Source organism: Bradyrhizobium tropiciagri, assembly GCF_018130545.1.
GTDB classification, from domain to species: domain Bacteria; phylum Pseudomonadota; class Alphaproteobacteria; order Rhizobiales; family Xanthobacteraceae; genus Bradyrhizobium; species Bradyrhizobium tropiciagri_A.
Genome location: NZ_JAFCKF010000001.1, coordinates 1,303,696 through 1,330,464, shown reverse-complemented (window position 1 = coordinate 1,330,464; position 26,769 = coordinate 1,303,696). Strand labels below are relative to the sequence as shown.

The window sequence follows — 26,769 nt, the reverse complement described above, 5'->3', positions numbered from 1 at the left end:
CCGCGGGCGACGATGTTAGCCGGGTGAGGATGTCTTGCAGGGCTGGTCTGTTCTTGCGATCTCAGCGGCGTATGTCACCACGCTGTTCCTGATCGCCTGGTGGGGCGATCGCCGCAGCGCTGACGGCCCGCTGGTCTCGCCTAAATCCTGGGCCGCCGCGGTCGGCTATTGCCTGACACTTGCCGTCTACAACACCTCCTGGAGCTTCTACGGTTCGGTCGGCCGCGCTGCGACCAGCGGGCTCGATTTCGTCAGCATCTATGTCGGCCCCACGCTGGTGTTGCTGTTCGCCCAGCCGCTGCTGGCCAAGGTGATTGCGATCGCCAAGGCGCAGAACGTGACCTCGATTTCGGATTTCATCGCGGCGCGTTACGGCAAGAGCCAGTCGCTCGGGGCACTGGTGACGCTCGCCTCGCTGCTCGGGGTGCTGCCCTATATTGCGTTGCAGCTCAAGGCGGTCGGCAAGAGCTTCGACTATCTGATCCTGCAGCCGGAGCGCGCCAGCAGCGAGGCGCTGCGCTTCTGGCAGGACTCCGCCTTCGGCGTCGCCGCATCGATGGCGCTGTTCGCGATCGTGTTCGGGGTCCGGCATGTCCATGCCAGCGAGCATCATCGCGGATTGATGCTGGCGATCGCCTTCGAGAGCGTGGTCAAGCTGGTCGCATTCCTGGTCGTCGTGCTATTCGTACTGTTCGGCATCTCCAGCGAGCCGGGGGCACTGCTGGCGCAGCTCCAGTCGGATCCGCAACTGGCAAGGATACTGACGTTCGACATCACCCAGCCGGTCTGGCCGTCGACGATCATCATCTCGGCGATCGCCTTCCTGTGCCTCCCGCAGGCATTTCATGTTGCGATCGTCGAAAACGAGACGCCGGGGCACACGCGGACGGCGGCATGGCTCTATCCGGCATATCTTGTGGCATTCAGCCTGCTGATCCTGCCGATCGCCGCCGCCGGGCTGGCGAGATTCGGCTCGAGCGTCGACCCCGACACCTTTGTCATCTCGCTGCCGATCGCGGCGAATGCGAAGGCCGTCAGCCTGATCGCGTTCCTCGGCGGTCTTTCGGCGGCAACCGGAATGGTCATCATGACCTCAGTGGCGCTGAGCACGATGCTGTGCAACGACGTCATCATGCCTTTGCTGCTGCGCTGGCGATTCCTCGGCCGCCGCGCGGAAACCTGGTCGGTCTCGTCAGCGCTGGTCGCGGTGCGCCGGCTCTCGATCGTCGGCATCCTCCTACTGGCCTATCTGATGCACCGCCTGGTCAATCAGGCCTATCCGCTCACGGTGATCGGATTGCTCTCCTTCGTGGCGGTCGCGCAATTCGGGCCGGCCTTCATCGGCGGCCTGTTTTGGCAGCGCGCCAACAAGGCCGGAACGTCGATCGGCATCGCGATCGGGTTTGCGATCTGGGCCTACACGCTGCTGCTGCCATCGGCGGCGCCGCTGTGGCCGGCGATCGAGCAGATCGCGCGCGAAGGCCTGTGGCAGCTGCCATGGCTCAAGCCGAACGCACTGTTCGGCCTCGAGGGTCTCGATCCGATTTCGCATGCGACGCTGTGGAGCCTTGGCGGCAATGTCGCCTGCTTCGTGGTGTTCTCCCTGCTTGGCCGACAGTCGACCGTCGAGCGGAATCAGGCGGCTGCCTTCACGCGGGGCTCGGCGTTCGAGGCGTTCCCCGCATTGTCGTCGCGGGTGCTGGTGCGGCTCGACGATCTTCGCTCACTTGCGATCCGCTTTGTCGGCGCCGAGGGCGGTGCAGCCGCATTCGATGCTTATGTCGCCGCGCGCCGGTCTGGGCCCGGTCCGCGACTCGACCAGTCCGGTCTGGTCGACCTCGACTCGATCCGCTTCACCGAAAATCTTCTCGCCGGCGCCATTGGCGCAGCGTCCGCGCGGGTGGTGATTGCCGCCTCGCTGGAGGGGCATTCGCTTTCGCGGCGCGCGGCGATGGCGATGCTGGACGAGGCGTCGGAGGCCCTTCGCTTCAACCGCCGCCTGTTGCGGGGTGCGCTTGAAAGCGTGCCGCAGGGCATCTGCGCGTTCGACCCGGACTTCAACATCACCGCGTGGAACGGCCGATTCATCGAACTGCTCGACCTGCCCGGCGACCTGGTGCGGGTCGGCTTACCATTAGCAGAGCTTATCGCCTTCAATGTTGACCGCGACGAATACGCGCCGTCCGAGCTCGCGGCGCTGCTGGTCAATCGCGATGTCACGGCGCTCACCTGGCCTTACGTCTATGAACGCAAGCGGCCCGACGGCACTGTGCTCGAAATTGTCTACGACCGTATCGCCGAGGGCGGCTATGTCTCGACCTATACCGACGTCACCGAGCGTCATCGCGCGGCCGAGGCGCTGCGGCGTGCCAACGAGGATCTCGAAGCGCGCGTCCGCGAACGGACCGAGGCGCTGGAGCGGGCAAAAGCCGAAGCCGAGCAGGCCAATCTCGGCAAGACGCGGTTTTTGGCAGCCGCCAGCCACGATCTGTTGCAGCCCCTAAACGCGGCGCGACTGTTCCTCTCCGCGCTCGACGAGAGCCTGCGAGCGGCGTCAGGCCCGAGGGTGGTCAGCGACAAGGAACGAACGCTGGCCGGCAACGCCATCACGGCGCTGCGCTCGACCGAGCATGTGCTGGACACGCTGCTCGATATTTCTTCCTACGATTCGCGCGCGGTTCAGGCCGAGCTCGCCGATTTCGCCATCGCGGATTTGCTGACGCAGTTGACGGTCGAATTCTCGGCGCTGGCGCGTGAACGCGCGCTCACGCTGCGTGTGGTCGATTGCGGTCTCGTCATCCGCAGCGATCCGCATCTGTTGCGCCGGATCTTGCAGAACCTGCTGTCGAATGCCGTACGCTATACTCCGAAGGGCGACATCCTGCTTGGCTGCCGACGCCGCGGCGCCGATCTGCGCATCGAGGTCTGGGACACCGGGGTGGGAATTGCCGAAGCGGATTTGGGCAGGATCTTCCAGGAGTTTCAGCGGCTGGCGCCGGGAACGGACAAGGGGTCGGGCCTTGGGCTTGCGATCGTCGACCGCGTTTCTCGTTTGCTCGGACACAAGATCGATGTCGGCTCGCGTCGCGGCTGCGGCTCCTGTTTTGCCGTTACCGTGCCGCTGGCCTCCGGACCGGCTACGGCGCTGCAACGCGAGCTTGCGCCGGTGACGCCATTGGCGTCCGAGCAGCCGTTGAATGTCCTGTGCCTCGACAACGATGCAACGATCCTCAAAGGCCTGACGGCGCTGCTGTCCGGCTGGGGTCACCATGCCGTGACCGTAGCAGACCCGGATTCGGCACTGGCGGCCGCTGCGATCTGCGCCCCGGACGTCGTCCTGCTCGACTACCATCTTGACGGCGGCCGCTCCGGCTTGGACTTTCTCGATGATCTCAGGCAGAAATCCGGAAGCTGCATCCGCGCGCTGGTCATCACCGGCGACCGCGGCGAAGCGGTGCGCCGGGCCGCGAAAGCGCGCGGCTGCGAGATTCTGACTAAGCCGGTCAAGCCGGCGAACTTGCGCAGATTCCTCAACGCCGAGGTCTTGAGCCGGCAGCTTGCAAACAACGGGGATCGTCATTCGGCATGACCACACGCATCGTCATCGGCGACGATCATCCACTGGTGCAGGCCGCGCTGCAAAGCGCGTTGTCCACCGTGCTGAGCGATCTCGAGATCATCGCCTGCCAGTCGCTCGATGAGGCATTGGCGGCGCTGACCGGCCGGGCCGAGGAGATCGACCTGATCTTGTGGGACCTGACGATGCCGGGCGTTCAGGACTTTGCGGCGCTCTTCATCCTGCTCGCGCAGTTTCCGACCGTGCCGGTCGCGATCATTTCCGCACGACAGGATGCGGCAACGATCCGCCGAGCGATCGCCTACGGTGCCGCGGGCTACATTCCGAAGTCGCTCGGTCTGCCGGAGATGGCCGACGCCATCGCGCGCATCCTCGCCGGCGAAATCTGGATGCCGCCCAACACTGGCGGCCGTGGCTCGATCCAGAGCGCAGATCTCGAGCTCGCCGCACGGGCGGCATCGCTCTCGCCGCAGCAGCTGCGTATTCTTGCGATGATCGTCGACGGCAAGCTCAACAAGCAGATCGCTGCCGAACTCGACATCGCCGAGCAGACCGTCAAAGGCCACGTCTCGACCATTTTGCGGAAACTCGGCGTGGGATCCCGTACGAAGGCGGCGGTTTTGGCTGAGCGGCTATCGTTTGGGCGATAGGGCGACGCGATACGAGGCGGGGTGACGCCTTCGGGCTGCCGCTGCCGGCGCGAATTGAGGGCGCGGGCCGCGAGCGCCTGATGCCGGGGCGCCACTGATCAGCCTCTCACGGCAACGTCGTATCGGCGCCCCATGCGTGAGGCGCCGATACGTAGCCACGGCTTCATTTCATCTTCAGGGCCTCGACGCCCTCGTCGCGAACCGCCTGCAGGCTGCGCGGATCGAGGTCGAGCGCGCGGAGGATGGTCGGCGCGATCTGGGTGGTGAAGGTCTCGTCCTCGATGACCCTCGCATGCTTGATGCGCGGCGAGGAGAGCAGCAGCAGCACGTTGCGATCGTCATTGGAAAAGCCACCATGCTCGGCAAGCTTGCTGCCGCCGGTGCAGATCACGCCGTGATCGGTGATGGCGATGAAGTCCGGCACCCGGCTGTTGTGGAACGGATCTTCGTACAGCTTGGTCAGCTCGTCGCGGTCGAGCAGCTTCTGGATATGCAGGTCGGCGGCGTGGGCCAGGATGTAGGCCTTGGCGTCGGCATAATAGGGATGGCCGGTCGCCGGATTGGTCGCCTGCTGCAGCTCGGGCGACAGCCAGACCAGTGCTTCGTCATCGCAGATCTCGAAGCCGTTGGTGCCGAAACCGGGCGTGCTGCTGTACAGCGCGTCGGAGATCGCGACGCGGTCCTTGACGTCGATCGGCGACTGGCCGTGCTTCGCGCTGACGATGATCAGCGTCGAGTCGTAGAGGTCTTTCGCCTTGAGCTCGTTGACGAACTTGCCGAGTGCGTCGTCCACGAACTGGAATTGCAGGGTGAGCGCATTGCCGGGGGTCGCCTTGCCGTCGGCATAGCCGCCGACCAGCGACTTGTCGGTATCCGCGTTGCCGGCCTTGGCGAGCTTCTGGCCGACGCTGACCGCCTGGAAGTTCATGCCGAAGATCGCGGGCACCAGCTGATGCTTGGTTCGCGTGCCGTCATAGCCGTCGATCCAGTTCAACACCGCCTGCACCTTCAACGAGTCGTAGGAGCGGACGCCGGTGTAGCTCGTGGTGTAGTCGTCGCCGGGCTTGGCGCCGGGGTCGATCGTGTCCTGCGAATTGATCTCCGGCGTGTACAGCTCGTCGAGGCCGTTGCCCGACGGGCCCGCGAGATCCTCGTAGGCGGGATGTTTGTCGGACCAGGCCGTGCGCATGCCGGCCTGCTTGATGACCTCGAAGATCGTGTTGGTGCGCACGTAGTCGTGCGGATAGACCGGCTTGCACTCGCCGTTCACCAGCTTGCGCTGCATGTGATCCGGATCGAGCTGCGTGTAGACCTGACCGAGCTTGCCGCCGGCGGTGTAATCGGCGACCAATCCGCTGGAGTAATTGTAGCTCTTGTCGAGCGCCTCGAAATTGGTGAGCTCGGTTCCTGCCGGACTCACGCAACCGGGGTCGGCAAGACCCTGGCTGGTATAGAAGGCCTTGGCCGGATATTCGGTGCGATCATAGCTGTCGTCATAGAACAGGCCGCCGCCCTTCGACGTGGCGCCGGTGACCTGCGCGAGCATGCCGGGATAGCTGTCGGACGGCGCGGTGGTGAAGGCGTTCGGATAGACCACGCCCTTGCCGCTGAGCTGCGCGAAGTTGCCGCCGGGGCGGCTTTCGACCCAACGCTTCAAATCGACGGCGTGCATGCCGTCGACGCTGATCAGCAGGACGTGCTTGTAGCCATGTCGCTGCGAATGGTCATTGTCATCATCGGCATGCGCGACGGCAACGCCGCAGGCCAGCACGGCCGCCGCGATCGCGGCAGTCGACAAGAAATAGTCACGAAAACCACTCATGAGTTCGCCCCTTCTCTATTTTGCGGTAGGTCTGGAATCGTCTGCGCTGGCCGCGACAATCTGTCGCGGTCAATTGACGGTGGGATGACGCTTTCTTGCGAGTTCGATGACCGCGGTCGGAATGACCGTCATCCAACGATTGCGGATCTGCCAAAGGATAGGGCTACGCGCAGGCAGGGCGACGAGCGTCACGCGCGGGCAACGCGCGCGACGGCCGGTGCCTGAAAGTCTTGCATGTTTCCTTCAAGTGGCCCGCCGGTGTGGCGCGCCGACTTATATCACCCTGCTGTGGCGCCGTCGGTTGGAACTGCAAGCGATGCTTGAAGCAAGACAGAGAGCACCTGCGTGGGCTTCACATTGACGAAGGCCGGCAAGAGGTTCGAATCCATCGGCAGAATGAAGTCCTTGTCGCTGTCGTGATGTCTGATCCACAATCCGGCAAAGTAAATCGCCGGAGCGAGCAGCAACAGCGGCTCATTCGGTTTGTCATCGTCCGCATCGGATGAGATCGCGCGCCGCACGGAGGGGGCCTGAAGCGCCTTGGGAGAGGAGGTTACGTATGGCCCTTCGTTCAGTTCGGCCAATCGATAACCACCCTGGTCGGTGAAGACGGCATGAGCCGCCGCGATCGGCTCAAGAACGCGCTTGTCATAGATGAGAAATCGCCAGCCGAGGATGGTCGCTACGGAACTGAGCGCAGGCAGTTCAATCTTGGCTGGAGCCTTGGTCGCGCACCCGTCTGGCTTGGCCAGACGGCGCAGCGTGCTCAACGGCAGCAACGCCATGCGATGCGGTGCGCAGAGCTGGAGGTCTTCGGGATGATTGCGATGCGCGAAGTTGAGCTTGGGCGTCGCAAAGCCCCGCTTGCGCGCTCGCCTGGCCATGCCGGCAAGGACGGCGTCGCGGGCATCGTCGGGACAGTCAGCTGCTGAAATCGTCATGCCGATGCCCTCCTGGTGGTGTAGTATGTGTCCGTCCAGGTGCCGCAGTTGACATAGCCGCTCGGAAATTGCCCGGCGTCGATGTCCGAGAGGCCCCACCAAGGGTCCGCAATCGCCAGGCCATAGTCATTTCGCGGGGGCAGGCCTGCCGCTGGTTCATCAGAGTAACCCTTGATCGTAACAAGGTGGGCCCCGCCGCCGTTCCAGACGATGCGCACGCATAGCGGGCGTCTCCTTCCGATTTCTTCTTGGGTCTCTCGCAAGGACGCGGAACGGCGCGCCGTCCATTTCCTGAAATGGCCGACGCGGAACAGCGAAGACATCAGGTAGCCGTAGACGTTGCAGGCATCCTTGTCGCCCACGCAGCAGTCGGTTCGGCCGAGCTGCCCGTTCGCAATGTCGCATTGGGTGACCTTGCTGGAGGGACGGTAAAAATGGGCGACGCTGGCCGCGACGGCGGCCCAGCACCAGTTTGTTTTTTCCTGGTGCTCGTTCTTGAAGTCGAGCAGCCGCCATCTCGACCGCCTGAACGGGGGCAGTTTGATCGGGACGCATGTCGCGTCCACGAGAGACGCAATGTCGTCTGGGGCCGGGGTCATGATCGTTTCCCCGACTTCTTCTTGGAGGTCGAACGTCCGGACGGGAGGACGAGTGTCCCGGCCTTGCCGGGCTCACGTTTGGCCTCGGCCAATATCGCCTTGAACGTCGGACATTCTCTCAGGATCTCGAACGCCTGGTGGGCAAGCACCTTTCCCGCGTGGGTATCGCTCGGGTAATGAACGCCTGCCACCTCTCGATTGCGGCCAATGCGATCGGCCAACGCGCCGAGCATCCGTCTGGTGTGTCGCGGATGGATCTCCGCGAGCGCCAGGGCGATCAGGTGGCTTTCGAGCGAATGCGCGCTCGGAAATGAGGCATGCCCCGGCGAGTTGATCAAGGGAACGAGCGCAGGACAGATCTGTTGCGGCCGAGCCCGATTGAACCGGAGTTTGAAGTCGATCGCCACCATCTGGGCAACCCGGATCGCCATCTCAATGATCTTGAGCGAGTTGGGGTGTGACCACGCCGACATCATCAAGACTTCGGCAAAATAGCCGCGGAGCCGCGTATTCTGATCAAGAATTTCACCGATCAGGCGAGGGCGTTCGTCGCGCGCCATTGCGGCCAGCTGATCGATCTCGGCAAAAATGTCGGCATGTCGGTGTGGCGGATCGGGAGCACGAATGGAACGGCGCCAATTCGTCTGGCCGAACTCAGCCAGTGCGATCACGCCAAAAAGGTCGGGCTCCCACCCCGACCAGGGGAAAACCACCTTGAAATTGAGATCTTTCTCGCAGATTTCACCGCCCAGCGGATCGAAGATCAGGAAAGGTGCGCCCTGTGCGGGTGGCGAACCCATATAGGCTCCGCCCGCGCCATAACTTTGACCGCCACCTCCACCGCCATCCCCGCCGCCATCGCCACCACCGTCCCCGCCGCCATCAAATACGTGAAATTGCATCGCAACCTCCCAGCTTAAATAATCATCTTGTCAATGGACCACTCCAAATTCAGACAGGAAGACCGGCGGCTTCCAGTCGTTGCACGTAAAGTGAGGCTTGCTCCGCTTTGAAAGGGCAACGCGGCGCGTAATGAGACACAGTAAACTGCGGCAACACCGACCGATGATGTGTTGCCAGCAACGCGGCGTCCTCATGCCGGCCGACGGCCACGAGGCTTGCTGCTGCGATCCGGATTGCGTTTCCGTATCGTGGATTGAGACTGAGTGCCTTTCGCGACCAGCGAATGGCCTCCTCATAGGTGCCGTTCAAATAATGATTTTGGCCGAGTCGCGAAAAGCTGGTGAAGGCTTGTTGATCCAATGGCGACAGCCGGATGGCGCGCTCGGCTCGCTCGATTCCCGACGCCGCCTTGCCGATGAAGCCGTATGTTGCACTGCTGAACATCCAGGCCCAGGGATTGTTTGGCGACGCGGCAAGCGCACGGTCAAAGCAGTCCAGTGCTGTGTCGTAGTCAAAATAGAACGCACTCCGCGCGTGGCCCTGGAGTGAAAGGGCAAGCGCGTCGGATGGATCGCGTTCGATGGCGCAATTCGAGAGTCGGATGATCTCGGCGATCTCGGCGTTGGGATCGGTCGATCGGCCCTCAGCGATGTTCAGCATGTGCCAGCGCGCTGAAAACGCATATGGCGCCGCATAGCCGTCGTCCTCTTCGCGCGCCCGCTCCAGCAGGGTCCGCGCCATCGAAAAGCTGGCGAAGTCCAGCTTGTAGAGCAGATCGAGCGCACGCAGAAAATGATCATACGAATTCAAATTATGCGGCCGCTTCCGCAACGCGCGCTTCACCTCGGCCTGACGTACATGCGTCGAGATGCGACCCACGATCATGAGTGCGATTTCGTCCTGCACGCCGAAGATGTGCTCGATATCCGTTTCGTATTTCTCTGCCCATATGATTGACGCCGTCGACAAGTCGCCGAGCTCGACAGAGAGACGGATTCGACCGCCGGCGCGGCGGATGCTGCCACTGAGCAAATAGCGTACGCCAAGTCGTTCGCCGGCCACCATTCCGTAATCGACGGCGCGGCGATCGATCATCATGGTCGATCCGCGAGCAACCACCAAAAGGTGACGAATGTTGCTGAGCGTGGCGATGATATCGTCGACAAATCCCTCGGCGAAATAGTTGTCGTCGGCGCCGTCTGAAAGACTGACGAGCGGCAGGACCGCGATCGAGGGCAATTTTGCACGCTTGGAAGGCGAGCGCGCGAACCCGACGGCCGCGCCGCGCTCAACCCCCGGCAATTGCAGCGAGAACGCGGGCACAGCTCGGGTCAAATTCTTCAGCCTGAGGTCGCCGAGGCTGTCGAGTTTCAGCCCTCCGAGGCCATCAAGATTATCGAGCACGGCCGATGACACCACGATCCCGCCGGCCGGCGCCGTCGTCTGAAGACGTGCGGCGATATTGACCGCGCTTCCGTAGACGTCATCGAGATCGAAGATGACGGGCTCCCAATGGATGCCAATTCGAAATGCGATGCGGCGCTCGGGAGAATACTGGCTCTCCCGAGTGAGGATTTCCTGCTGCAACTCGGTCGCGCATTCGACCGCATCCAACGGGCTCTCGAAGACCGCGAGAAAGCCGTCGCCGGTATTCTTCACGATTTCACCGCGATGGGAGACGATGGTCGGATCTGTGACTTCGACGCGGAGAGTCCGATAGCGTTGATGGGTTTCGAGCTCGGCCGCTTCCATCAGTCGGGTATAGCCGACCACATCGGCCGCAAGGACAGCGCGACAAGCCCGCTCGAAGGGAGGCATCACTTGAGGGGACAACACAGGGTCAGTCTGCACTGCCATGCTCGTTATACCGTCGCGCTATAACCTTCCCTGCACGTTAGCATGCGGAAACGACCCTGTCGCCACCGGGCCGGGGGGCTCGTCGATGAGTGCCGACCGCCGCAAAAAGGGTCGGCAAAAGACTGCTTATCCGGGGAATTCGGTGCAGATGATGGCCGTCAGCCCACGGCGATATCCGCGCCTTGGGCATCCACTTGCTCGGCAGATCGCCAATGCGCTCAGTACCGGGATGGCACGGGGTGAGAATTCCCGGTTGGCGCTATGCAGATCGGGCCAGCTCCCGCAGGTGCCGTTCGATCGCGGCCTCGACCGCGTTGGGATGATCGACCTGAGGCAGGTGCCCGGCGTCGGGGATGATCGCGAGCCGGCAATCGAGCATCGTTGCGAGCTCGCTCATCGGCTGCACCAGCAGCTGGTCGTTTGCGCCGACGATCATCGTCAGCGGCACATGCATCGTCTTCACGCCATCGAGATAGGCGAGGGACTGGATGGCGCGGGCGCAGCCGATGAAGCCCTCGGGGGCGGTCTCGTTGATGCAATCGAGCAGCGCGGTGGCAATCGCCGGATGGGCCTCGAGAAAGCCGGGCCCGAACCAGCGCTCGGCGGTCGGTCCCGCGAGCGGCGCAATGCCTTGCGCACCCACCAGCGCGATCCGGTCGTCCCATGCGGCGGCGAAGGGCGGCGGTGCATCGGCGCGGGCGGCGATCACACAGAGGCTGAGCAGGCGGTCCGGATGACGCACGCCGAGGCCGAACGCCGTCATGCCGCCCTGGGAGACGCCGATCACATGCGCCCGCGCGATGCCGAGATGATCGAGCACCGCGACCGCATCCGCAACCAGATCGTCCATCGAATACGGACCCTGCGGCGCCTCGGATTGTCCGTGACCCCGGCTGTCGAGCGCGAGCACGCGATAGCCGCGCGCGGCGAGCGCGAGGGCCTGGCGATGCCAGATCGCGCTGCTGGTCAGGATCGAGTGGCAGAGCAGCACCGGCGCGCCGTGCCCGGCGCCACCGACACGGACGCTGAGCCGGCCGGCCTTGCCCGGCACATCGTGCCGGACAAAGCCGTGCCACGCGGCGGTGACGATCGGGGCCAGTTCAGTCGACAAGGCCCATCTCCGCGAATACGTCTTTGGCGATGCGGAAGCTGTCGAGTCCGGCGGGCATGCCGCAATACACCGCGATCTGGAGGAAGACCTCGCGCAACTCGGTCTTGCTCAGGCCGTTGTTGAGCGCGCCGCGGATATGCACCTTGAGCTCGTGCGGCCGGTTCAGCGCCGCGATCATGCCGAGGTTGAGCAGGCTGCGGCTGCGCTTGTCGAGATCGGGGCGATTCCAGATCTCGTCCCAGCAATATTCGGTCGCGAGCTTCTGGATCGGCCAGTTGAACTCGTCGGCCGCCTTCAGCGAGCGCTCGACATAGGCGTCGCCGAGCACGGTGCGGCGGGTTTGCAGCCCACGCTCGAACTTCTCGCCGCGGGGATTTGCGTCGGTCATCATCGTCTCCTGTTGAAGTGTGGTCAGGCCAGCGCCGGCTCGGCGAGCGGCGTGTTCCAGGCGTCGTAGCCGTAGACCCAGTCCGGGTCGGTCGGGCTCTTGAGCCAGGTGTTGGTTCGCGAACTCGCCTGTACGCGCGAGGTTCGGGGCTTGCGCGTGGCCTCGAAGCGGCGGAAGGCATCGGTGACGCCGTCGCGATCGACGCCCGCAAGGCAGCGCGACAGCACCGCCGCGTCCTCGATCGCCATCGCCGCGCCCTGCGCCATGTAGGGCGTCATCGGATGACAGGCGTCGCCGAGCAGCGCGATGTTGCCCTCGCTCCAGCGCGGCAGCGGATCGCGGTCGACCAGCGCCCATTTGTGCACCGACGGACAGGCCTCCAGCACCGCGCGGACCTGCGGATGGAAGCCTTCGAACGCCTTGCGCAATTCGTTGATGTCGCCGGTGGCCGACCAGGATTCCACCGTGAAGCCAGGCTCCGGCTGGCTGGTCACGAAGTAGACCTCGCTTCGGTCCGGCTTGACGTAATAGATGACGATATGGCGATCCGGCCCCCACCATTTGGTGCAGTCGTCGATCGGGTAGCCGTTGAGCAGCGATGCTGGAAACACCGTGCGATAGGCGATGCGGCCGGTGAAGTTCGGCTCATCACGGCCGAACAGCTGCTCCTTGACGAAGGAATGCACGCCATCGGCGGCGACCACGGCATCGACCGTCGCCGTGCGGCCGTTGGCGAAGGTCAGTGCCACCGAACGGTCCGCGCGCTGTTCGATCGCGGTCAGCTTGTGGTCGAGACGGAGGAGATTCTCCGGCACGGCGCTGGCGAGCGCCGCATGCAGGTCGCCGCGATGCCCAAGCAGATAGGGTGCGCCATAGCGCTCTTCGGCTGCGGGGCCGAACACCATGTCGAAGCGCACCTCGCCGGTGTCGTATTCCTTGTTGTTCCAGGAGCGCGGATAGAACGCCGCGCGGCGCAGCACCGGCTCGAGGTCCCAGGCCCGCATCACCTTCATGGCGTTGCAGCCGATCTGGATCCCGGCGCCGAGCCGGGTGAAGCGCTGGGCCTGCTCGTAAACCGTCACATCGACACCTGCGCGGCTCAGCGCCGCGGCGGAGGCCAGTCCACCCATGCCGGCGCCGATCACCGCAACCGAAAGTCTGCTCATTGTCGTTCCTCACAGCTCGCGCCGGTTGACGACCGGCTTCCCCGCTTTTGTCCGCCAAAGCGGGTGGCATCCGCAAACGAGTAATGCTGACGGAGCGTGAGGTGGGCTCACGCGGTCGGTACCGGCCTGTGAGCTGAGGTCACGCTGCCTGAGCTTAACTCGTTTGCGCTCGGCGCAATCGCCCGCCAACGTCGCGCCGCTGTTGCAGCGGTGCATCCACCGACGGCGCGGCCAACATCAAGACTCCAGAGGATCGCCGCCCATGTCCACCATCACCAATGACGGTGCCGCCCGTCTCGACGTTGCCGCAGCGCCCTGGCATGCGCGTCTCTATGTCCAGGTGCTGATCGGCATCGCGTTGGGCGTGCTGGTCGGCTACCTCTGGCCGGATGTCGGCGCGGCGCTGAAGCCACTCGGCGACGCCCTGATCAAGATGATCAAGATGGCGATCGCGCCGATCGTCTTCCTCACCGTGGTACACGGCATTGCGAGCCTCGGCGACATGCGCAAGGCCGGTCGGATCGGGCTCAAGACAATCATCTATTTCGAGGTCGCCACGACCGCCGCGCTGATCATCGGCCTGATCGTGATCAACCTGGCGCGGCCTGGCGCCGGCATGCACGTCTCGGCGGACTCGCTGGATTCCCGCCTCGTTGCCTCCTACGTCACCCAGTCGCACGACCAGACTGTGGTCGGCTTCCTGATGAACGTCATCCCCTCGACGGTCGGCGGTGCGTTCACCAGCGGCGACACGCTCCAGGTTCTGTTCTTCGCGGTGCTGTTCGGCATCGCCCTGCAACGCTATGGCGAGGGCGGCAAGCCGGTGCTGGTGGCGATCGAGAAGCTGTCGAAGATTCTGTTCATCCTGATCGGCATGATCATGCGGATCGCGCCGATCGGCGCGTTCGGCGCCATGGCCTTCACCATCGGAAAATACGGCGTCGGCTCGATCGTCGCGCTGTCGCACTTCATGCTGGTGTTCTATCTCACCTGCGTGCTGTTCGTGATCGTCGGACTCGGCATCGTGTCGCGTCTTGCTGGCTTCAGCATCTTCAAGCTGATCCGTTATCTCCGCGAAGAGCTGCTGCTGGTGCTCGGCTTGTCGGGTTCGGAATCGGTGATGCCGCGCTTCATCGACAAGATGAAGGCCGCCGGCTGCGCGGAATCGACCGTCGGCCTCGTGATCCCGACCGGCTACACCTTCAATCTCGACGGCACCTGCATCTATCTGACCATGGCCGCCGTGTTCCTCGCCCAGGCCACCGACACGCCGATGTCGCTCATGCAGCAGGTCGGTCTCGTGGTGGTCTGCCTGCTGACGTCGAAGGGGGCGGCCGCGGTGCCGGGCAGCGGCTTCATCGTGCTCGCCGCGACGCTGGGCTCGATCGGTCACGTTCCGGTGGCAAGCATTGCGCTGCTGCTCGGCATCGACCGCTTCATGTCGGAAGCGCGTGCACTGACCAATTTCATCGGCACGGCGGTCGCGACGGTGGTGGTGGCGTGCTGGGAAGGCGACCTCGACCGTGCGCAGTTCGTCCGTGCCCTCGACAATCCGGACGCCGCCACGCTATCCTCCTGATGCCATCCGGAGACGCGACAGGATCATGAGAAAGTTGCCACCGCTCAACGCGGTGCGGACATTCGAAGCGGCTGCGCGGCATGTCAGCTTCACCAAGGCCGCTGAAGAGCTGCTCGTCACCCACGGCGCCGTCAGCCGTCAGGTCGCGCTTCTCGAGGACTGGTTCGGCGTCAAGCTGTTTCGCCGCGCGCCTTCGCAACTCACGCTGACCGCGGCCGGGCAGATCTATTATCGCGAGGTCACGGCGATCCTCGATCGGCTGGCGCTGGCCTCGATGGACATGAAAGCCTACGGCTCGCCGTCGGTGCTGCGCGTCAGCGCGCCGCCGACATTTGCGATGCGCTGGCTGATCCGCCGCATCGCTTCATTCCAGCGCATGCGCGCCGATGTCGAGCTGCGGCTGTTGACCTCGATCGGTCCGCTCAACGTCAATGACCGTTCATTCGACGTCGCGATCCGCGGCAATGTCGGCGAGCCCGTCGGCTGGATGTCGCAGCACTTCATGACCGAGCTGATCGCGCCGGTCTGCCATGTCGACCTGCTGAGCCGCGGCCGCCTCGCCACCCCCGACGACCTGCGGCAACACACCCTCATCACCTATCTGACCGAGCCTTATGACTGGCCGCGTTGGCTGGCGCAGGCCGGCGGCGAGATGAGCGCGGACCAGGAGACGCTGCGGTTCGAGCAGATGTTCTTCGCGCTCCAGGCGACCATCGAGCGCATCGGCATCGGGCTGTTTCCACTGTTCCTGGTGATCGACGAACTGATGGCGGGCCAGCTCTGCCTGCCGTTCGGTGATCTCGGTCTGCGCAAGCGCGAGTATCGCTCGTTCTATCTCGCCGACAATGAAAGCGCCGGCGCGATCGCGGACTTCACCGCATGGCTCGCCGATGCCGGACGCGAGACCGAGCAATTCATGATGGACTGGGGCACGTCGAAGGGCTGGAGCTTCTAGGCAAGCGGCTCTATGACAGCATCAGGGGGAACGCGCATGCCCAACATGTCTCGCCGGCCATTCCTGCAACTCGCGCTCGGTGCGGCGACGCTGCCGCTTGCATTGCTCGGTGCGCGCGCCGAAACCATGGCGCGCCCGATCACCATGATTGTGCCGTTCGCCGCCGGCGGACCGACCGACGTGCTGGCGCGGATCCTCGCCGAATATATGCGCAACACGGTCGGCCATCCCGTCATCATCGAGAACGTCACGGGCGCCTCCGGCACCGTCGCCGGCCTGCGCGCCTCGCGCGCGGCGCCGGACGGCAGCACGATCACGATCGGGCATTGGGGCACGCATTGCCTCAACGGCGCGATCTATCAGCTGCAATATGACGTGCGCGAATTCGCACCGGTCGCGCTGATCGCCAGCGGACCGCAGCTGATCATCGGGCGGCCCGATCTGCCGGCGAACAATCTGAAGGAGCTGATCGCCTGGCTCAAGGCCAATGGCGACAAGGCGACGGCGGGCACCGCCGGCCCGGGATCGGGCGCGCATGTTGCGGGCGTGTTCTTCCAGCAGCTGACGAATACGAACTTCTCCTTCGTGCCGTATCGCGGTGCCGGTCCCGCGCTGAACGATCTGATGGCCGGGCATATCGACATCATGTTCGATCAGGCCTCCAACTCGCTGCCGCAGGTGAAGAGCGGCACCGTGAAGGCGTTTGCGGTGACGCAGTCGTCGCGGCTTGCATCGGCGCCCGAGATTCCAACCGTCGATGAGGCCGGATTGCCGGGTCTCACCATCGCCTATTGGCACGGCATCTGGGCGCCGAAGGGCACGCCCGATGATATCGTGGCTGTTCTGTCGAAGGCCGTGATGACGGCGCTCGCCGAGCCCGCCGTGCGGCAACGCTTCGCCGAGCTTGGTCAGGAAATTCCGCCGCCGGACAAGCAGAGCCCCGCTGCGCTGCGCGCGCATCAAGCGGCCGAGGTCGAGAAGTGGTGGCCGATCGTCAAGTCGGCGAACATCAAGGCGGAATAGGTTCCAGCGCGACGCGCATCGAACTCCAGGGAACTGCGATCGGCGGTATCCCCTGCCGTTTCGAACTTTTGGCGTAGGCCGAAGGTCAGGCGCCTCTGTCATCCCATCGTCATCGGCGTTCGAAAAAACGGTGCCGCCGCTAACGAGTGCAGCGCGCGCGAGACCTCTCGCGTTTTCACGGAGATCAACATGAAATTCGTCAAGACAATCCTGGCCGCCAGTCTGGTGGCCATGGCGACGCCGAGCTTCGCAGCCGACATCACCGGTGCCGGTTCGACCTTCATCTTCCCCGTCCTCTCCAAATGGGCCGACGCCTACAAGAAGGATTCGGGCAGTGGCGTGAACTACCAGTCGATCGGTTCGGGTGCCGGCATCAAGCAGATCGAAGCCAACACCGTGACCTTCGGCGCGACCGACGCGCCGCTGAAGTCCGATCAGTTGCAGAAGGATGGTCTCGCGCAGTGGCCGATGATCATGGGCGCGATCGTTCCGGTGGTGAACCTCGAGGGCGTGAAGGCCGGCGATCTGGTTCTCGATGGTCCGACGCTCGCCGACATCTTCCTCGGCAAGATCACCAAGTGGGATGATGCGGCGATCAAGAAGCTCAACCCGAAGGCCAAGCTGCCGTCCGAGGCGATCTCGGTCGTGCATCGCGCCGACGGTTCGGGAACGACCTTCAACTTCACCGACTATCTGAGCAAGGTCAGCCCGGACTGGAAGAGCAAGATCGGTTCCGGCACTGCGGTCGAATGGCCGGTTGGCGTCGGCGCCAAGGGCAATGAAGGCGTCGCCGGCAACATCGCGCAGGCCAAGAACTCGATCGGCTATGTCGAGTATGCCTATGCCAAGCAGAACAAGCTGACCTACACCGCGCTGGTCAACAAGGCCGGCAAGACCATCCAGCCGACCAACGAAGCGTTCCAGGCTGCCGCCTCGAACGCCGACTGGACCAACGCGCCCGGCTACTACCTGATCCTGACCGACCAGCCCGGCGACAAGTCCTGGCCGATCGTCGCCTCGACCTTCATCCTGTTGCACAAGGATGCGAGCGACAAGGCGGCGGCGAAGGAAGCGCTCAAGTTCTTCAAGTTCGCCTTCGAGAAGGGCGCCAAGAGCGCCGAGGAGCTCGACTACATCCCGATGCCCGACAGCGTCGTGAAGCAGATCGAGAAGACCTGGGCTGCCGACGTCAAGAGCTGAGCCGCTCCGTTTCGGATTCGCTCAACGGGATGAAGCCGGCGTCGATTGACGCCGGCTTTTTTTGGCCGCTGGTCGCCAAGCTCACGTTCTCGGCATCTTCGCTATTGGTTTGAATTTGCTGCTTTTTTTGATCGTCTTCCAGGCTTGAAGTGCGGTCCTATCAGTTTATATGTTCGTATGAACATATTTGGTGAGCGATGATTGAGACCAAGACTACCGCCGCGCTGCCGGCCTCCCGGCCCAAAGGACGCCGCAGCAAGGACATGCCCGACGGTCGTCAGGCGCTGCTGATCGCGGCGACCGAGGCCTTCGCAAATCTCGGCTTCGACGGCGCGGACCTGCGCAGTGTCGCGGCGGCGGCGGGCGTCGCGCCGAATCTCGTGCGCGTTCATTTCGGTAACAAGGCCGCGCTGTGGGAGGCCTGCCTCGACCGCATCGTGACGCTTGCCGTGCCCGCGATGGCCGAGGTGCATGCGATCGCCCACGACGGCAGCCGTTCGCTCGACGATCGGCTGCGCGCGCTGATCATCCGCGTCGCGACGTTCTACGCAGCGCATCCGGAGGTCCGCAATTTCGTGGTTCGGCGCGGCGCCGAGAGCCCCGAGCGCGCGACGCTCGTGACCGAGAAGCTGCTGCGTCCGGCGTATGAGTCGGCGCGCGAGCTTTTCCAGGCCGGCATCGATGCCGGCATCGTCCGCAGCAGCCATCCGGCGCTGTTCTTCGCGCTGCTCAATGCCGCGCTCAACCAGCCGCCATCGTTTCCGATGCTGCTCGGCCGGATCGCGCCGGAGATCGATGCGGAAACCGCCTGGACCCAGCTGCTCGACACCACGATCGCAACGCTTCTGCACCTTCCGCCGTCGCAAGCCGACGCCGAGCCCGCGGCCGGCAACGGCCGCACGCCGCAGTCGTGACATCCCGTCGCGACCCGACATTTCAACCGCCAGTGAAAGAGTGATCCATGAAACTTCGCCTTGCCCTCGTGCTTCTTGCCGCAACCATTGCGCCCGCTGTGGCCCAGTCCGGACCGAACGAATCGATGCAGCGTCAGGCCTGCATGGGCGACGCCGTGCGCCTGTGCGGCGCCTACATTCCGGATCGCGGCCGCATCAGGGATTGCATGGCCGCCCAGGTCGAGCAGCTCAGCCCGTCATGCCGCGCGGTGTTCGATGCTTCCGTGCAGGCAGAACGATCGCCATCAGCGCGGCGTTGATCGTCAGCGCTCATTCCCGTAAAGGTAGTGGAGGGCATTGCCGCCGCTCGCACGGCGGCAGGGGCAGGACGGACGATGAAATTTCCCGAGACTGTCGACCGCGAGGTCTTCTGGACCTGGGCTGTCCCTTTGGTCATTGCGCATGTGGCATTGTCGCTTGCTGGCAGAGCAGGCATCACCGGAGTCAGTGCGCTTGACACTGTCGCTGTCCTTTGGCTGGCGCGTCTGCTCGCGCGCCGGTTCAGGAATATCGGGTGGTCCGGATGGATCGGCGCATCGTTCCTGATCGGGACCATGCTGGTGATCCCGCTCGGAATCGTCGGCTACGCGATCGCAAACAAACTACCGCCTGCCCAGTTCGAAACGCTGACTGGCGCGGTGGGCCTTGTTTCGGCGGTCGTCAATCTCGTGCTGCTGATCGTTGCGGGCAGTGTGCCCGGCAAGGCATCGCCGAATCCGGAAGTTGAGGCGGCAAGTGGTCCCGGCCAGCCGGCCGTCCCCGCAACTGCGCCCGATCCGGTCATCGCGGCGGTGCCTTCGCCGGATCAGGCCAGTCTGTTGCCCGCGGCGCCCGTTCCGTCGGCGCAGCCCGGTAAGCCGGACGTCCTTGCCATCAGCGTCAACGTCGCATTTGCCGTAGCGGTAATCGGGCTTGTCGTCGCCCTGCTGTTTCCGCGCCAGCATGCCACCCAGGCGCTTACGTCCCCACCACCGGTCAGTAATTCCGGCGGGTATCAGACCCAAAGCAACGGTCTGACAAAGGACACCAATGATTTCCTGCGGCAATTGTCGCAGCAGTCCCGCGGTCAGGCCCACAGATAGGCGCCACGCACGGATCTGTGCCCGCTCTCCCCGTTCCTTGCGAGGTGAGGTCCCGCGATGCCGTCACGGTAAATCCGTGAAAACACCCCCCTCCGTTAACCTTCGGTTAACCATGCGGGTCGATTGTTAACCATTCGACAAGACAACCGAGTCAGGGGCGATGGACGCAACTCAACAGGTCGCACGTCAGCAGGTCCGCATGCGCGGCCGTTCGTACGTTGCGTTCGTTTTCTCGCCGGTCGTGCCTGTCGTGTCGTGGCTCGCCGAGATCGACGCGACGCTGGCGAAATCGCCGGGCTTTTTTACCGGCAAGCCCGTGGTGCTCGACCTCGCGTCGGTCGACCTCAGCCAGGCCGCGATCGCGCATCTGATCGGCAGCCTCGGTGAACGCAACATCCGGATTCTCGGCATTGAAGGCGTCGACGAATCGAAGCTCGGCGCCAACATGCCGCCGCTTTTGACCGGCGGCCGCGCCTGCGCGATCACCCATGTCGAGCCCAAGGCGCCGCCGGCGAAGGACAAAGACAAGGACAAGAGCAAGCTGCCGTCGCTGCTGCTCGAGAGCCCGGTCCGTTCCGGCCAGTCGATCGTATTCGCCGAGGGCGACGTCACTGTGCTTGGTTCGGTCGGTTCCGGCGCGGAGATCGTCGCCGGCGGCTCGATCCACGTCTACGGCACGCTGCGCGGCCGCGCCATGGCCGGCATCAACGGCAATTCGGCGGCCCGGATCTTCTGTCAGAAGATCGAGGCCGAGCTGCTCGCCATCGACGGCTACTACCAGACCGCAGATGACATCGCTGACAGTCTGCGCCATCGGCCCGCCCAGGCGTGGCTCGAGGGCGAAATGCTGCGCATCACACCATTGAATTGATCGACTACAAGGAGAGAGAGAATGGCCAAGGTTTTGGTCGTGACGTCTGGGAAGGGCGGGGTCGGCAAGACGACCTCTACTGCTGCATTGGGCGCGGCACTCGCGCAAATGGGCCAGAACGTCGTCGTCATCGATTTCGACGTCGGCCTGCGTAACCTCGACCTCGTGATGGGCGCGGAGCGGCGCGTGGTGTTCGACCTCATCAATGTGGTGCAGGGCGTCGCCAAGCTGCCGCAGGCGCTGATCCGCGACAAGCGGCTGGAGAACCTCTGGCTGCTGCCGGCGTCGCAGACCCGCGACAAGGACGCGCTGACCGAAGAGGGCGTCAAGCGCGTGATCGCCGACCTCAAGACCAAGTTCGACTGGATCCTGTGCGACAGCCCGGCCGGTATCGAACGCGGCGCGACGCTTGCGATGCGCTATGCCGACGAGGCCATCATCGTCACCAATCCGGAAGTGTCGTCGGTGCGCGACTCCGACCGCATCATCGGCATGCTGGACTCCAAGACCGCTCGTGCCGAGCGCGGCGAGCGGGTCGAGAAGCATCTTCTGGTCACCCGCTACGATGCCGGCCGCGCCGCCCGCGGCGAGATGCTGTCGATCGACGACATCCTGGAGATCCTTGCCACGCCGCTGCTCGGTATCGTCCCGGAGAGCCAGGACGTGCTGCGCGCTTCCAATGTCGGCTGCCCGGTGACGCTGAACGCTGCAGGCAGCGCGCCGGCGAAGGCCTATACCGACGCGGTGCGGCGCCTGATGGGCGAAGCGGTGGAGATGACCGTGCCGGTCGAGCGTAAGGGTCTGATGGATCGGCTGCTGCGACGGAGGGCGGCATGATGAACGTAATGCGGCTGTTCGGCGGCCGCGCCGCATCGGCGCCCGTCGCGCGGGAGCGGTTGCAAATCCTGCTTTCGCATGAGCGCGGCCGGACCGGCGCACCCGACCTGCTGGAGACGCTCCGCTCGGAAATCCTGAGCGTGGTCTCCAAGCACATCGACGTCGATCCCGACAAGGTCGTGGTCCGGATGGACCGGGGCAAGTTCGTCTCGATGCTCGAGGTCGACATCGAGGTTCCCAATGGCGTGCAACGATCAAAGATGGTGGCGGCCACATGACGGTAGACAGCGATAGTCACATCGCCTGGCAGCGCGCGCAGCTCAAGAAGCTGCGCGCGGCGTTGAAGGCGATCGAGGTCGATCAGCTCGGCAAGGCCAATTGCGGCCGCGCCACGCAGATGACGATCGACGAATTGCAGCGCAAGATCGGCGAATCAGGCCGCTGCATCGCCGAGTACGAGCGCCGCACCCGTCGCCCGCTGGCGACGGATCTCGGCAGCCTCGCCAGCGTCAGCTGGACGCACTGGAACGCCAACATGCCGATGGCCAAGGCGCCGCGCCACCGCGCGTGAGCGCACAGGCGAGCGGGCGCCAACCTAAAGCATGAACGACAGCGCGGCCTCGCAAGGGGCCTCGACCTTGAGCGTGAGCAAATCGTCGGCGCGGGTGCGGCCGAGATTGACGGCGGCGATTGGCAGGCCGCGCTGCTCCGCCATCCGGACGAAGCGAAAGCCGGAATAGACCATCAGCGAGGAGCCGACGACGAGAAGCGCGTCGGCCTGCTCGAGATGCGCCTGCGCGGAGGCGACCGTATCGCGCGGCACGTTCTCGCCGAAGAACACCACGTCAGGCTTCAGCACGCCGCCGCAGGCCGTGCAGGCCGGCACCGCGAATGATGAAAAATCCTGTTCGAGATCGGCGTCGCCGTCGGGCGCGTCAGCGGCATCGAACGCGAGCCAGGCCGGATTCTGCCGCGCCAGTTCACCCTGGAACTGCTCACGCGGCATCGTCGCGCCGCAGCCGAGGCAGCGCACCACATCGAGCCGGCCGTGCAGGTCGATCACATGCTGGCTGCCCGCGGCCTGGTGCAGCCGGTCGACGTTCTGGGTCAACAGCAGCTCGCAGCGGCCTTGCTGTTCGAGCTTCGCGAGCGCGCGATGCGCGCCATTCGGCATGGCGCGGCCGAACCGGCGCCAGCCCACCATGCTGCGCGCCCAGTAGCGCTGTCGCGTCGCGGCCTCGCCCAGAAATGCCTGGATGGTGACCGGCCGCGTCCGCTTCCAGTTGCCGTCGCTGTCGCGGTAATCGGGAATGCCCGAATTGGTGCTGCAGCCGGCCCCGGTCAGGACAAACAGGCGCTGGTGGCCGGCGACGAAATCCTCGAGGGCGGGGTGCTGCATGCGGGCACATCTAGTGCGGCGCGCACGCTTGCGCCAGATGTGGGGCCTGTTGCGGGAGGACCTTTCACGCCGCCTCTGCGTTGACGGCATGGCACAAGGGACCGCTGTTGCGGGTAGCTGCCTGGTGCAATTGGCGGCGGAGTGATCGATGCGACCTGGATTCATCGTCGTCGTTTGCGGGTTGATGTCCTTGGCGATGTCCTTGGCATTGTCGCCATCGCATGGCCAGGATGCGGGCGTATCCGGCGAGCAGGCGTTCAACAATTCCTGCCGCACCTGCCACACCGTCAAGGAAGCTGACAACCGTGTCGGCCCGAACCTGCACAACATCATCGGCCGGAAGGCCGGATCGGTCGCGAACTTTCCCTACTCGGAGGCGATGAAATCATCCGGCATCGTCTGGGATGAGCGCACGTTGCTGCGCTTCATCGAGGATCCCGAAGCCGTGGTGTCGGGTAACGGCATGAAGCCGTACACCGGCGTCCGTTCACCCGAGGATCGCGCAGCGATCGTGGCCTTCCTGAAATCCCCCGGGAAGTGACTGTCGGAGGAATGCCGGCCTTATTATTTAGCCGGCACGACGAAGACCTGACCTGGATAGATCAGGTTGGGATTGCGGATACGCTGCATGTTTGCCCGATAGATCACCGCGTAGCGCTGTCCGGCACCGAATGCGCGCTGGCTGAGTCGCCACAAACTGTCGCCGCGGGACACAGTGGTCATCATGCCTTTCGGCGCGGTCACGACAGAGGGCGAGTTCGATGCGGCGGTGGTCGCCGCCGCGGGCGCCGGGATCGATGCGGTCGATGTGACGGCATCGACAGCCGTCTTTCCGGCCGCCGGCGCCGTGGTCGCAGGTTGCGACAACACGCGGATCGCCTTGTCCGGCGCCATCAGCGCCACCATCGGTCGCTCTCTTGCAGCAGCTTCGAGCGCAACTGCCACGCTCTGCTTCGAGGTCACCTGCTTGCCGTCACGCGTCATGCGCAGTGTCAGGTCGTAATTTCCCGGCGGAAGCGGACGCGGGACCATGACGAACTGGCCAGACTGATCCGCCACTGCACGATCGTGCACCTCTCCATTGCGCAGCAATTCCACCGTCGCGCCGGGTAGCGCCCGGCCCGCGACAACGGTCTCGCCAGTCGGCTCGATGTTGACGACGTCGAACTCCGGCACCGCGTCGCTGCCAGGTGCCGGCGCCGGTCCTGCGAGCGCGTCGGTCAGGGCCGCTGTCTCGGTTTGTGCCTTCGCCGGTGTAGTGTTGTGCTGGTCCTGCGCGGGGATCGCCGGCGCGGATGGCGCCGTCGCCATCAATTGCGTGCTTACGCCGAGAATTTGCCGGGTTTGGTGAATGCCGAAAATGAACGCTGCTGCGCCGCCGGCGGCAAGTGCCAGCAACGGTATGACCAGTCTCACCGCCGCGACATTCATGATTGTCATCCACGGATGAATGTCCCCGCGCCTCCGCGCGCGACCCTGTCCTGTGGGGATTCCGGGAGAGACTGCGCCGATTTGCGCTGACCATCAAGTCGGATGAAAGGATTACTCCGCCGGGGCAGCCCGGCTGTGCCGCCAGCTCACCGCCACTCCGCGACATTGATGGCGAGTGCTGCAACGCCCACAAGAACCAGGCTGACCGCCCAGACCGTTTCCAGGTTGAACCAGCTCCTGGCAACGAACTTGACGCCGAGATAGCGATAGACCAGCCATGCCAGCAGGCCGCCGGCACCGAGCATGGCGGCGGTGTGGACCAGCGCGACCAGCAGCGCCATCGCAAGATTCTGGTCGATCACACGCGCTGCGGCCGTGTGGCCGTCAGGCGCTGATGATGTCGCGCAGAGGCCGAGATAGATCGGCAGCAGCATCAGGCCTGCACCATGTGCAATCGCCACCGCGAACGACCAGAGTGCCAATCTGGCCGGCGGTATCCGCGCGAGGGCGCGCGGGTGACGGCGATCGACGAGGCGCATCAGGCCGAAGCCGATGACGATGATGCCGGCCGCGACCTGGATCGGGCGTTGCCATTCCACCAGCGCGATCAACAGTGCGAACGGCAGCAGCACGAGCAGCATAGCTGCGAGATGGCCCGCCGACAGCGGCAGCAGCGCGCCGACGACGGCGCGCTGGGATTTGTCCATCAGGCCCGCAGAGACCGCGAGCGGCCAGCCCATGCCCGGATTGATTCCGTGATAGAGGCCGCTTGCGATAATCGCGAGCCACAGCCAGACGGCCGTCGGATCGACGCCGCTCAATTTCAGACCGACGGGTAGCAGAACGAATCCGTCGAACAGTCTCCGCCCTCAAGGCGGATTTGGTGCGGGCGATAGCCCTCGGGGAAGTCGACGAAATAGTCCTTGGCGAGTTCCAGCCCGCCGTTTGCGCCGACATTGGCCATGACCTCGGCGCCAGGCATGCCGTCGGGATAGAACTGGTCGTCCCAGGTCGAATAAAGCGAGTTGGTCCAGTACACCCGCTTGCCGTCGCGGCTGATCTCGACCATCTGCGGGCCGCCGGCAAACGCCTTGCCGTTCGGATGCGGCGTGCGGCGGGCGATGCCGCCGATATGCACCGAACCTGCGAGCTTCGGCTTCCGCGGATCGCGGACGTCGTATTGGCGCATTTCGCCGGTGCCCCAGCAGGAGACGTAGAGGAAGCGGTCGTCCATCGACAGGTCGATATCGGTCACCAGCGGCGGCACGGCGCCGAACCCCTGCAACAGCGGCGGCAGCTTCTCCTTCGGCGCCGGCTCGGGCGGGATGACCGCGGTCTTCTCGGCGTGGAATTTTCCGCCCTCGCGCCACCAGGTCCAGATCGAGGCTTCAAGGTTGGTGGTGTCGACGACGACGCCGACGAAGCCGTATTCGCGGATCGGATCATGCGCTGGCCTGACCTCGAGCGCCATCTGGTGATTGGCGCCGAGGTCGATGGTCTGCACGTTGCGCCGCGCCCGCAGATCCCAGAAATGCAGCCGGTGACCGTATTTGTTCGCCAGCAGGTCCTCGGCCACGATGCCGTTCTCGAATTGCGGCGGCAGCGCCCACTCGCTCGACACCATGTAGTCGCGCGGCAAATTCCACCAGAAATCATAGTGCAGCGTCTGCGGCCCGCGGTCGATCTCCCAGCGGCCGAGCACGTCGAAGGTCTCGCAATCCATGATGAAGATGCCGGGCGGGCCTTGCGTGCCGTCCTTGCCGCTGCCGCCGAGGGTGGAGACATAAACGCCTTCCGGCCCGCAATGAATGGTGTGCGGCCGCGAGTAGCCGGTCTTCTTGAACACTTCCTCCGGCTCGATGATCTTGTGGATCTTCGCCTCGAGCGGCGAAGGCTTGGTGTCGATGATGTAGATGCGTGACGATCGCAGCCCGGGGATGATGAGAAAGCGCCGCTCGATGAAGGCGTGTCCGGTGAGCGGAGACAGTGCGGAGGAGCAGGCGTTCCAGCCGAAATGGTGGAATTCGTCGCCCTTGTTCGGCATCGTGACGGTATGGACGATCTTGCCATAGGTCTTCGAGCCCGGCCTGACGTCGATTACCGCGAGCGCGTCGGGTTTCTTGAAGTCGGGACTGAGTAGCAGCGTATAGGCGAACTGCTCCGGCGGCGCCTCCATCGCAAGCTTTGGCGAGGCGTGAAACGTGGGGTCGGGTCGCATCGTCATGACGTCCTCCCGGTTTTGTCGGCTTGTTGCCAACGTCGGGCCGCGCGCAGCGTTGCAATGCTTGAATGGTCGGCCTGGCACTCCGCTGGACGCGAGGTTGGCTGCGGACAGCTTACGGCATCACGGGTCTCCCGGAAACACGCGCGCATGCACCTGGGCTGTGGCGTTCTGCCACGAGTTCGTGAGCCGAGTCACACTTAC

Annotated in this window: 26 protein-coding genes; 14 read left to right on the top strand and 12 right to left on the bottom strand. The window is 64.4% G+C overall.

Annotated features, from left to right (window positions below):
* The first annotated feature begins 34 nt into the window (after positions 1-34).
* Positions 35-3,589: a hybrid sensor histidine kinase/response regulator gene (locus tag JQ616_RS06360; protein ID WP_212013030.1), complete on the top strand. Its 3,555-nt coding sequence runs from the start codon at positions 35-37 to the stop codon at positions 3,587-3,589.
* Positions 3,586-4,227: a response regulator transcription factor gene (locus JQ616_RS06355; protein WP_212013029.1), complete on the top strand. Its 642-nt coding sequence runs from the start codon at positions 3,586-3,588 to the stop codon at positions 4,225-4,227. The genes JQ616_RS06360 and JQ616_RS06355 overlap by 4 nt, the downstream gene beginning before the upstream one ends.
* Before the next feature lie 163 nt (positions 4,228-4,390).
* On the opposite strand, the gene JQ616_RS06350 is transcribed toward JQ616_RS06355, so the two are convergent.
* From JQ616_RS06350 to JQ616_RS06315, 8 genes are all read right to left on the bottom strand, one after another.
* On the bottom strand, positions 4,391-6,049 hold the full coding sequence (locus JQ616_RS06350) for an alkaline phosphatase family protein (protein ID WP_212013027.1): 1,659 nt from the start codon (positions 6,047-6,049) through the stop codon (positions 4,391-4,393).
* Between the two features lie 278 nt (positions 6,050-6,327).
* A complete protein-coding gene (locus JQ616_RS06345) occupies positions 6,328-6,990 on the bottom strand; it encodes a hypothetical protein (protein ID WP_212013025.1) in 663 nt (220 codons plus the stop codon).
* On the bottom strand, positions 6,987-7,589 hold the full coding sequence (locus JQ616_RS06340) for a papain-like cysteine protease family protein (RefSeq protein ID WP_212013024.1): 603 nt from the start codon (positions 7,587-7,589) through the stop codon (positions 6,987-6,989). Before JQ616_RS06340 ends, JQ616_RS06345 begins: the two co-directional genes overlap by 4 nt.
* Positions 7,586-8,491, bottom strand: coding sequence for a phosphatase PAP2 family protein (locus JQ616_RS06335; RefSeq protein ID WP_212013023.1), 906 nt, complete (start codon positions 8,489-8,491; stop codon positions 7,586-7,588). The genes JQ616_RS06340 and JQ616_RS06335 overlap by 4 nt, the downstream gene beginning before the upstream one ends.
* 49 nt (positions 8,492-8,540) lie before the next feature.
* Entirely contained in the window at positions 8,541-10,349 is a 1,809-nt protein-coding gene (locus JQ616_RS06330; protein ID WP_212013022.1) for an adenylate/guanylate cyclase domain-containing protein, read from the bottom strand.
* A 259-nt stretch (positions 10,350-10,608) separates the two neighbouring features.
* A complete protein-coding gene (locus JQ616_RS06325; RefSeq protein WP_212013021.1) occupies positions 10,609-11,460 on the bottom strand; it encodes an alpha/beta fold hydrolase in 852 nt (283 codons plus the stop codon).
* Positions 11,450-11,848, bottom strand: coding sequence for a carboxymuconolactone decarboxylase family protein (locus JQ616_RS06320; RefSeq protein WP_249136418.1), 399 nt, complete (start codon positions 11,846-11,848; stop codon positions 11,450-11,452). The genes JQ616_RS06325 and JQ616_RS06320 overlap by 11 nt, the downstream gene beginning before the upstream one ends.
* Positions 11,849-11,871: 23 nt before the next feature.
* A complete protein-coding gene (locus JQ616_RS06315) occupies positions 11,872-13,014 on the bottom strand; it encodes an FAD-dependent monooxygenase (protein ID WP_212013018.1) in 1,143 nt (380 codons plus the stop codon).
* Positions 13,015-13,276: 262 nt separating this feature from the next.
* On the opposite strand from JQ616_RS06315, the gene dctA reads away from it, so the two are divergent.
* The 11 genes from dctA (at position 13,277) to JQ616_RS06260 (ending at position 22,085) form a co-directional block, all read left to right on the top strand.
* Positions 13,277-14,593, top strand: coding sequence for a C4-dicarboxylate transporter DctA (gene dctA, locus JQ616_RS06310; protein ID WP_212013016.1), 1,317 nt, complete (start codon positions 13,277-13,279; stop codon positions 14,591-14,593).
* A 25-nt stretch (positions 14,594-14,618) separates the two neighbouring features.
* The gene (locus JQ616_RS06305) at positions 14,619-15,548 is read left to right on the top strand and encodes a LysR substrate-binding domain-containing protein (protein WP_212013014.1); all 930 of its coding nucleotides are present in this window, start codon (positions 14,619-14,621) and stop codon (positions 15,546-15,548) included.
* Between the two features lie 45 nt (positions 15,549-15,593).
* A complete protein-coding gene (locus tag JQ616_RS06300; RefSeq protein WP_433995956.1) occupies positions 15,594-16,571 on the top strand; it encodes a tripartite tricarboxylate transporter substrate-binding protein in 978 nt (325 codons plus the stop codon).
* Positions 16,572-16,760: 189 nt separating this feature from the next.
* Positions 16,761-17,771: a phosphate ABC transporter substrate-binding protein PstS gene (pstS, locus tag JQ616_RS06295; RefSeq protein ID WP_212013010.1), complete on the top strand. Its 1,011-nt coding sequence runs from the start codon at positions 16,761-16,763 to the stop codon at positions 17,769-17,771.
* Positions 17,772-17,968: 197 nt separating this feature from the next.
* On the top strand, positions 17,969-18,685 hold the full coding sequence (locus JQ616_RS06290; protein ID WP_249136416.1) for a TetR/AcrR family transcriptional regulator: 717 nt from the start codon (positions 17,969-17,971) through the stop codon (positions 18,683-18,685).
* A 47-nt stretch (positions 18,686-18,732) separates the two neighbouring features.
* On the top strand, positions 18,733-18,984 hold the full coding sequence (locus tag JQ616_RS06285; protein WP_212013008.1) for a hypothetical protein: 252 nt from the start codon (positions 18,733-18,735) through the stop codon (positions 18,982-18,984).
* Positions 18,985-19,059: 75 nt separating this feature from the next.
* Complete coding sequence (locus JQ616_RS06280) at positions 19,060-19,806, top strand: hypothetical protein (RefSeq protein WP_212013006.1); 747 nt, start codon at positions 19,060-19,062, stop codon at positions 19,804-19,806.
* Between the two features lie 160 nt (positions 19,807-19,966).
* Positions 19,967-20,677: a septum site-determining protein MinC gene (gene minC / locus JQ616_RS06275; protein ID WP_212013004.1), complete on the top strand. Its 711-nt coding sequence runs from the start codon at positions 19,967-19,969 to the stop codon at positions 20,675-20,677.
* Between the two features lie 21 nt (positions 20,678-20,698).
* A complete protein-coding gene (gene minD / locus JQ616_RS06270; RefSeq protein ID WP_212013002.1) occupies positions 20,699-21,514 on the top strand; it encodes a septum site-determining protein MinD in 816 nt (271 codons plus the stop codon).
* Entirely contained in the window at positions 21,514-21,792 is a 279-nt protein-coding gene (minE, locus tag JQ616_RS06265; RefSeq protein ID WP_026192121.1) for a cell division topological specificity factor MinE, read from the top strand. The genes minD and minE overlap by 1 nt, the downstream gene beginning before the upstream one ends.
* The gene (locus tag JQ616_RS06260; protein ID WP_212013000.1) at positions 21,789-22,085 is read left to right on the top strand and encodes a hypothetical protein; all 297 of its coding nucleotides are present in this window, start codon (positions 21,789-21,791) and stop codon (positions 22,083-22,085) included. The genes minE and JQ616_RS06260 overlap by 4 nt, the downstream gene beginning before the upstream one ends.
* 24 nt (positions 22,086-22,109) lie before the next feature.
* Here JQ616_RS06260 and JQ616_RS06255 read toward each other — a convergent pair whose 3' ends face one another.
* Positions 22,110-22,913 carry an NAD-dependent protein deacetylase gene (locus JQ616_RS06255; protein WP_212012998.1) on the bottom strand — a complete coding sequence of 268 codons (804 nt, stop codon included), beginning with the start codon at positions 22,911-22,913 and terminating at the stop codon, positions 22,110-22,112.
* A gap of 148 nt (positions 22,914-23,061) precedes the next feature.
* Here JQ616_RS06255 and JQ616_RS06250 point away from each other — a divergent pair, with 148 nt between their 5' ends.
* On the top strand, positions 23,062-23,454 hold the full coding sequence (locus tag JQ616_RS06250; protein WP_249136414.1) for a c-type cytochrome: 393 nt from the start codon (positions 23,062-23,064) through the stop codon (positions 23,452-23,454).
* A 23-nt stretch (positions 23,455-23,477) separates the two neighbouring features.
* Here JQ616_RS06250 and JQ616_RS06245 read toward each other — a convergent pair whose 3' ends face one another.
* The 3 genes from JQ616_RS06245 to JQ616_RS06235 all read right to left on the bottom strand — a co-directional run bounded on the left by JQ616_RS06245 (position 23,478) and on the right by JQ616_RS06235 (position 26,568).
* Positions 23,478-24,353: a LysM peptidoglycan-binding domain-containing protein gene (locus JQ616_RS06245; protein WP_212012996.1), complete on the bottom strand. Its 876-nt coding sequence runs from the start codon at positions 24,351-24,353 to the stop codon at positions 23,478-23,480.
* 137 nt (positions 24,354-24,490) lie between these two features.
* On the bottom strand, positions 24,491-25,165 hold the full coding sequence (locus JQ616_RS06240; protein ID WP_212012995.1) for a hypothetical protein: 675 nt from the start codon (positions 25,163-25,165) through the stop codon (positions 24,491-24,493).
* 2 nt (positions 25,166-25,167) lie between these two features.
* A complete protein-coding gene (locus tag JQ616_RS06235; RefSeq protein WP_212012993.1) occupies positions 25,168-26,568 on the bottom strand; it encodes a selenium-binding family protein in 1,401 nt (466 codons plus the stop codon).
* Between the last annotated feature and the right edge of the window lie 201 nt (positions 26,569-26,769).

What these genes read in the sequence shown, in the direction of transcription:
- JQ616_RS06355 (WP_212013029.1), top strand. Translation starts at nt 3,586, where the DNA reads ATGACCACACGCATCGTCATCGGCGACGATCATCCACTGGTGCAGGCC.
- JQ616_RS06350 (WP_212013027.1), bottom strand. Translation starts at nt 6,049, where the DNA reads ATGAGTGGTTTTCGTGACTATTTCTTGTCGACTGCCGCGATCGCGGCG.
- JQ616_RS06345 (WP_212013025.1), bottom strand. Translation starts at nt 6,990, where the DNA reads ATGACGATTTCAGCAGCTGACTGTCCCGACGATGCCCGCGACGCCGTC.
- JQ616_RS06340 (WP_212013024.1), bottom strand. Translation starts at nt 7,589, where the DNA reads ATGACCCCGGCCCCAGACGACATTGCGTCTCTCGTGGACGCGACATGC.
- JQ616_RS06335 (WP_212013023.1), bottom strand. Translation starts at nt 8,491, where the DNA reads ATGCAATTTCACGTATTTGATGGCGGCGGGGACGGTGGTGGCGATGGC.
- JQ616_RS06330 (WP_212013022.1), bottom strand. Translation starts at nt 10,349, where the DNA reads ATGGCAGTGCAGACTGACCCTGTGTTGTCCCCTCAAGTGATGCCTCCC.
- JQ616_RS06320 (WP_249136418.1), bottom strand. Translation starts at nt 11,848, where the DNA reads ATGACCGACGCAAATCCCCGCGGCGAGAAGTTCGAGCGTGGGCTGCAA.
- JQ616_RS06315 (WP_212013018.1), bottom strand. Translation starts at nt 13,014, where the DNA reads ATGAGCAGACTTTCGGTTGCGGTGATCGGCGCCGGCATGGGTGGACTG.
- dctA (WP_212013016.1), top strand. Translation starts at nt 13,277, where the DNA reads ATGTCCACCATCACCAATGACGGTGCCGCCCGTCTCGACGTTGCCGCA.
- JQ616_RS06305 (WP_212013014.1), top strand. Translation starts at nt 14,619, where the DNA reads ATGAGAAAGTTGCCACCGCTCAACGCGGTGCGGACATTCGAAGCGGCT.
- JQ616_RS06300 (WP_433995956.1), top strand. Translation starts at nt 15,594, where the DNA reads ATGTCTCGCCGGCCATTCCTGCAACTCGCGCTCGGTGCGGCGACGCTG.
- pstS (WP_212013010.1), top strand. Translation starts at nt 16,761, where the DNA reads ATGAAATTCGTCAAGACAATCCTGGCCGCCAGTCTGGTGGCCATGGCG.
- JQ616_RS06290 (WP_249136416.1), top strand. Translation starts at nt 17,969, where the DNA reads ATGATTGAGACCAAGACTACCGCCGCGCTGCCGGCCTCCCGGCCCAAA.
- JQ616_RS06285 (WP_212013008.1), top strand. Translation starts at nt 18,733, where the DNA reads ATGAAACTTCGCCTTGCCCTCGTGCTTCTTGCCGCAACCATTGCGCCC.
- JQ616_RS06280 (WP_212013006.1), top strand. Translation starts at nt 19,060, where the DNA reads ATGAAATTTCCCGAGACTGTCGACCGCGAGGTCTTCTGGACCTGGGCT.
- minC (WP_212013004.1), top strand. Translation starts at nt 19,967, where the DNA reads ATGGACGCAACTCAACAGGTCGCACGTCAGCAGGTCCGCATGCGCGGC.
- minD (WP_212013002.1), top strand. Translation starts at nt 20,699, where the DNA reads ATGGCCAAGGTTTTGGTCGTGACGTCTGGGAAGGGCGGGGTCGGCAAG.
- minE (WP_026192121.1), top strand. Translation starts at nt 21,514, where the DNA reads ATGAACGTAATGCGGCTGTTCGGCGGCCGCGCCGCATCGGCGCCCGTC.
- JQ616_RS06260 (WP_212013000.1), top strand. Translation starts at nt 21,789, where the DNA reads ATGACGGTAGACAGCGATAGTCACATCGCCTGGCAGCGCGCGCAGCTC.
- JQ616_RS06255 (WP_212012998.1), bottom strand. Translation starts at nt 22,913, where the DNA reads ATGCAGCACCCCGCCCTCGAGGATTTCGTCGCCGGCCACCAGCGCCTG.
- JQ616_RS06250 (WP_249136414.1), top strand. Translation starts at nt 23,062, where the DNA reads ATGCGACCTGGATTCATCGTCGTCGTTTGCGGGTTGATGTCCTTGGCG.
- JQ616_RS06245 (WP_212012996.1), bottom strand. Translation starts at nt 24,353, where the DNA reads ATGACAATCATGAATGTCGCGGCGGTGAGACTGGTCATACCGTTGCTG.
- JQ616_RS06235 (WP_212012993.1), bottom strand. Translation starts at nt 26,568, where the DNA reads ATGACGATGCGACCCGACCCCACGTTTCACGCCTCGCCAAAGCTTGCG.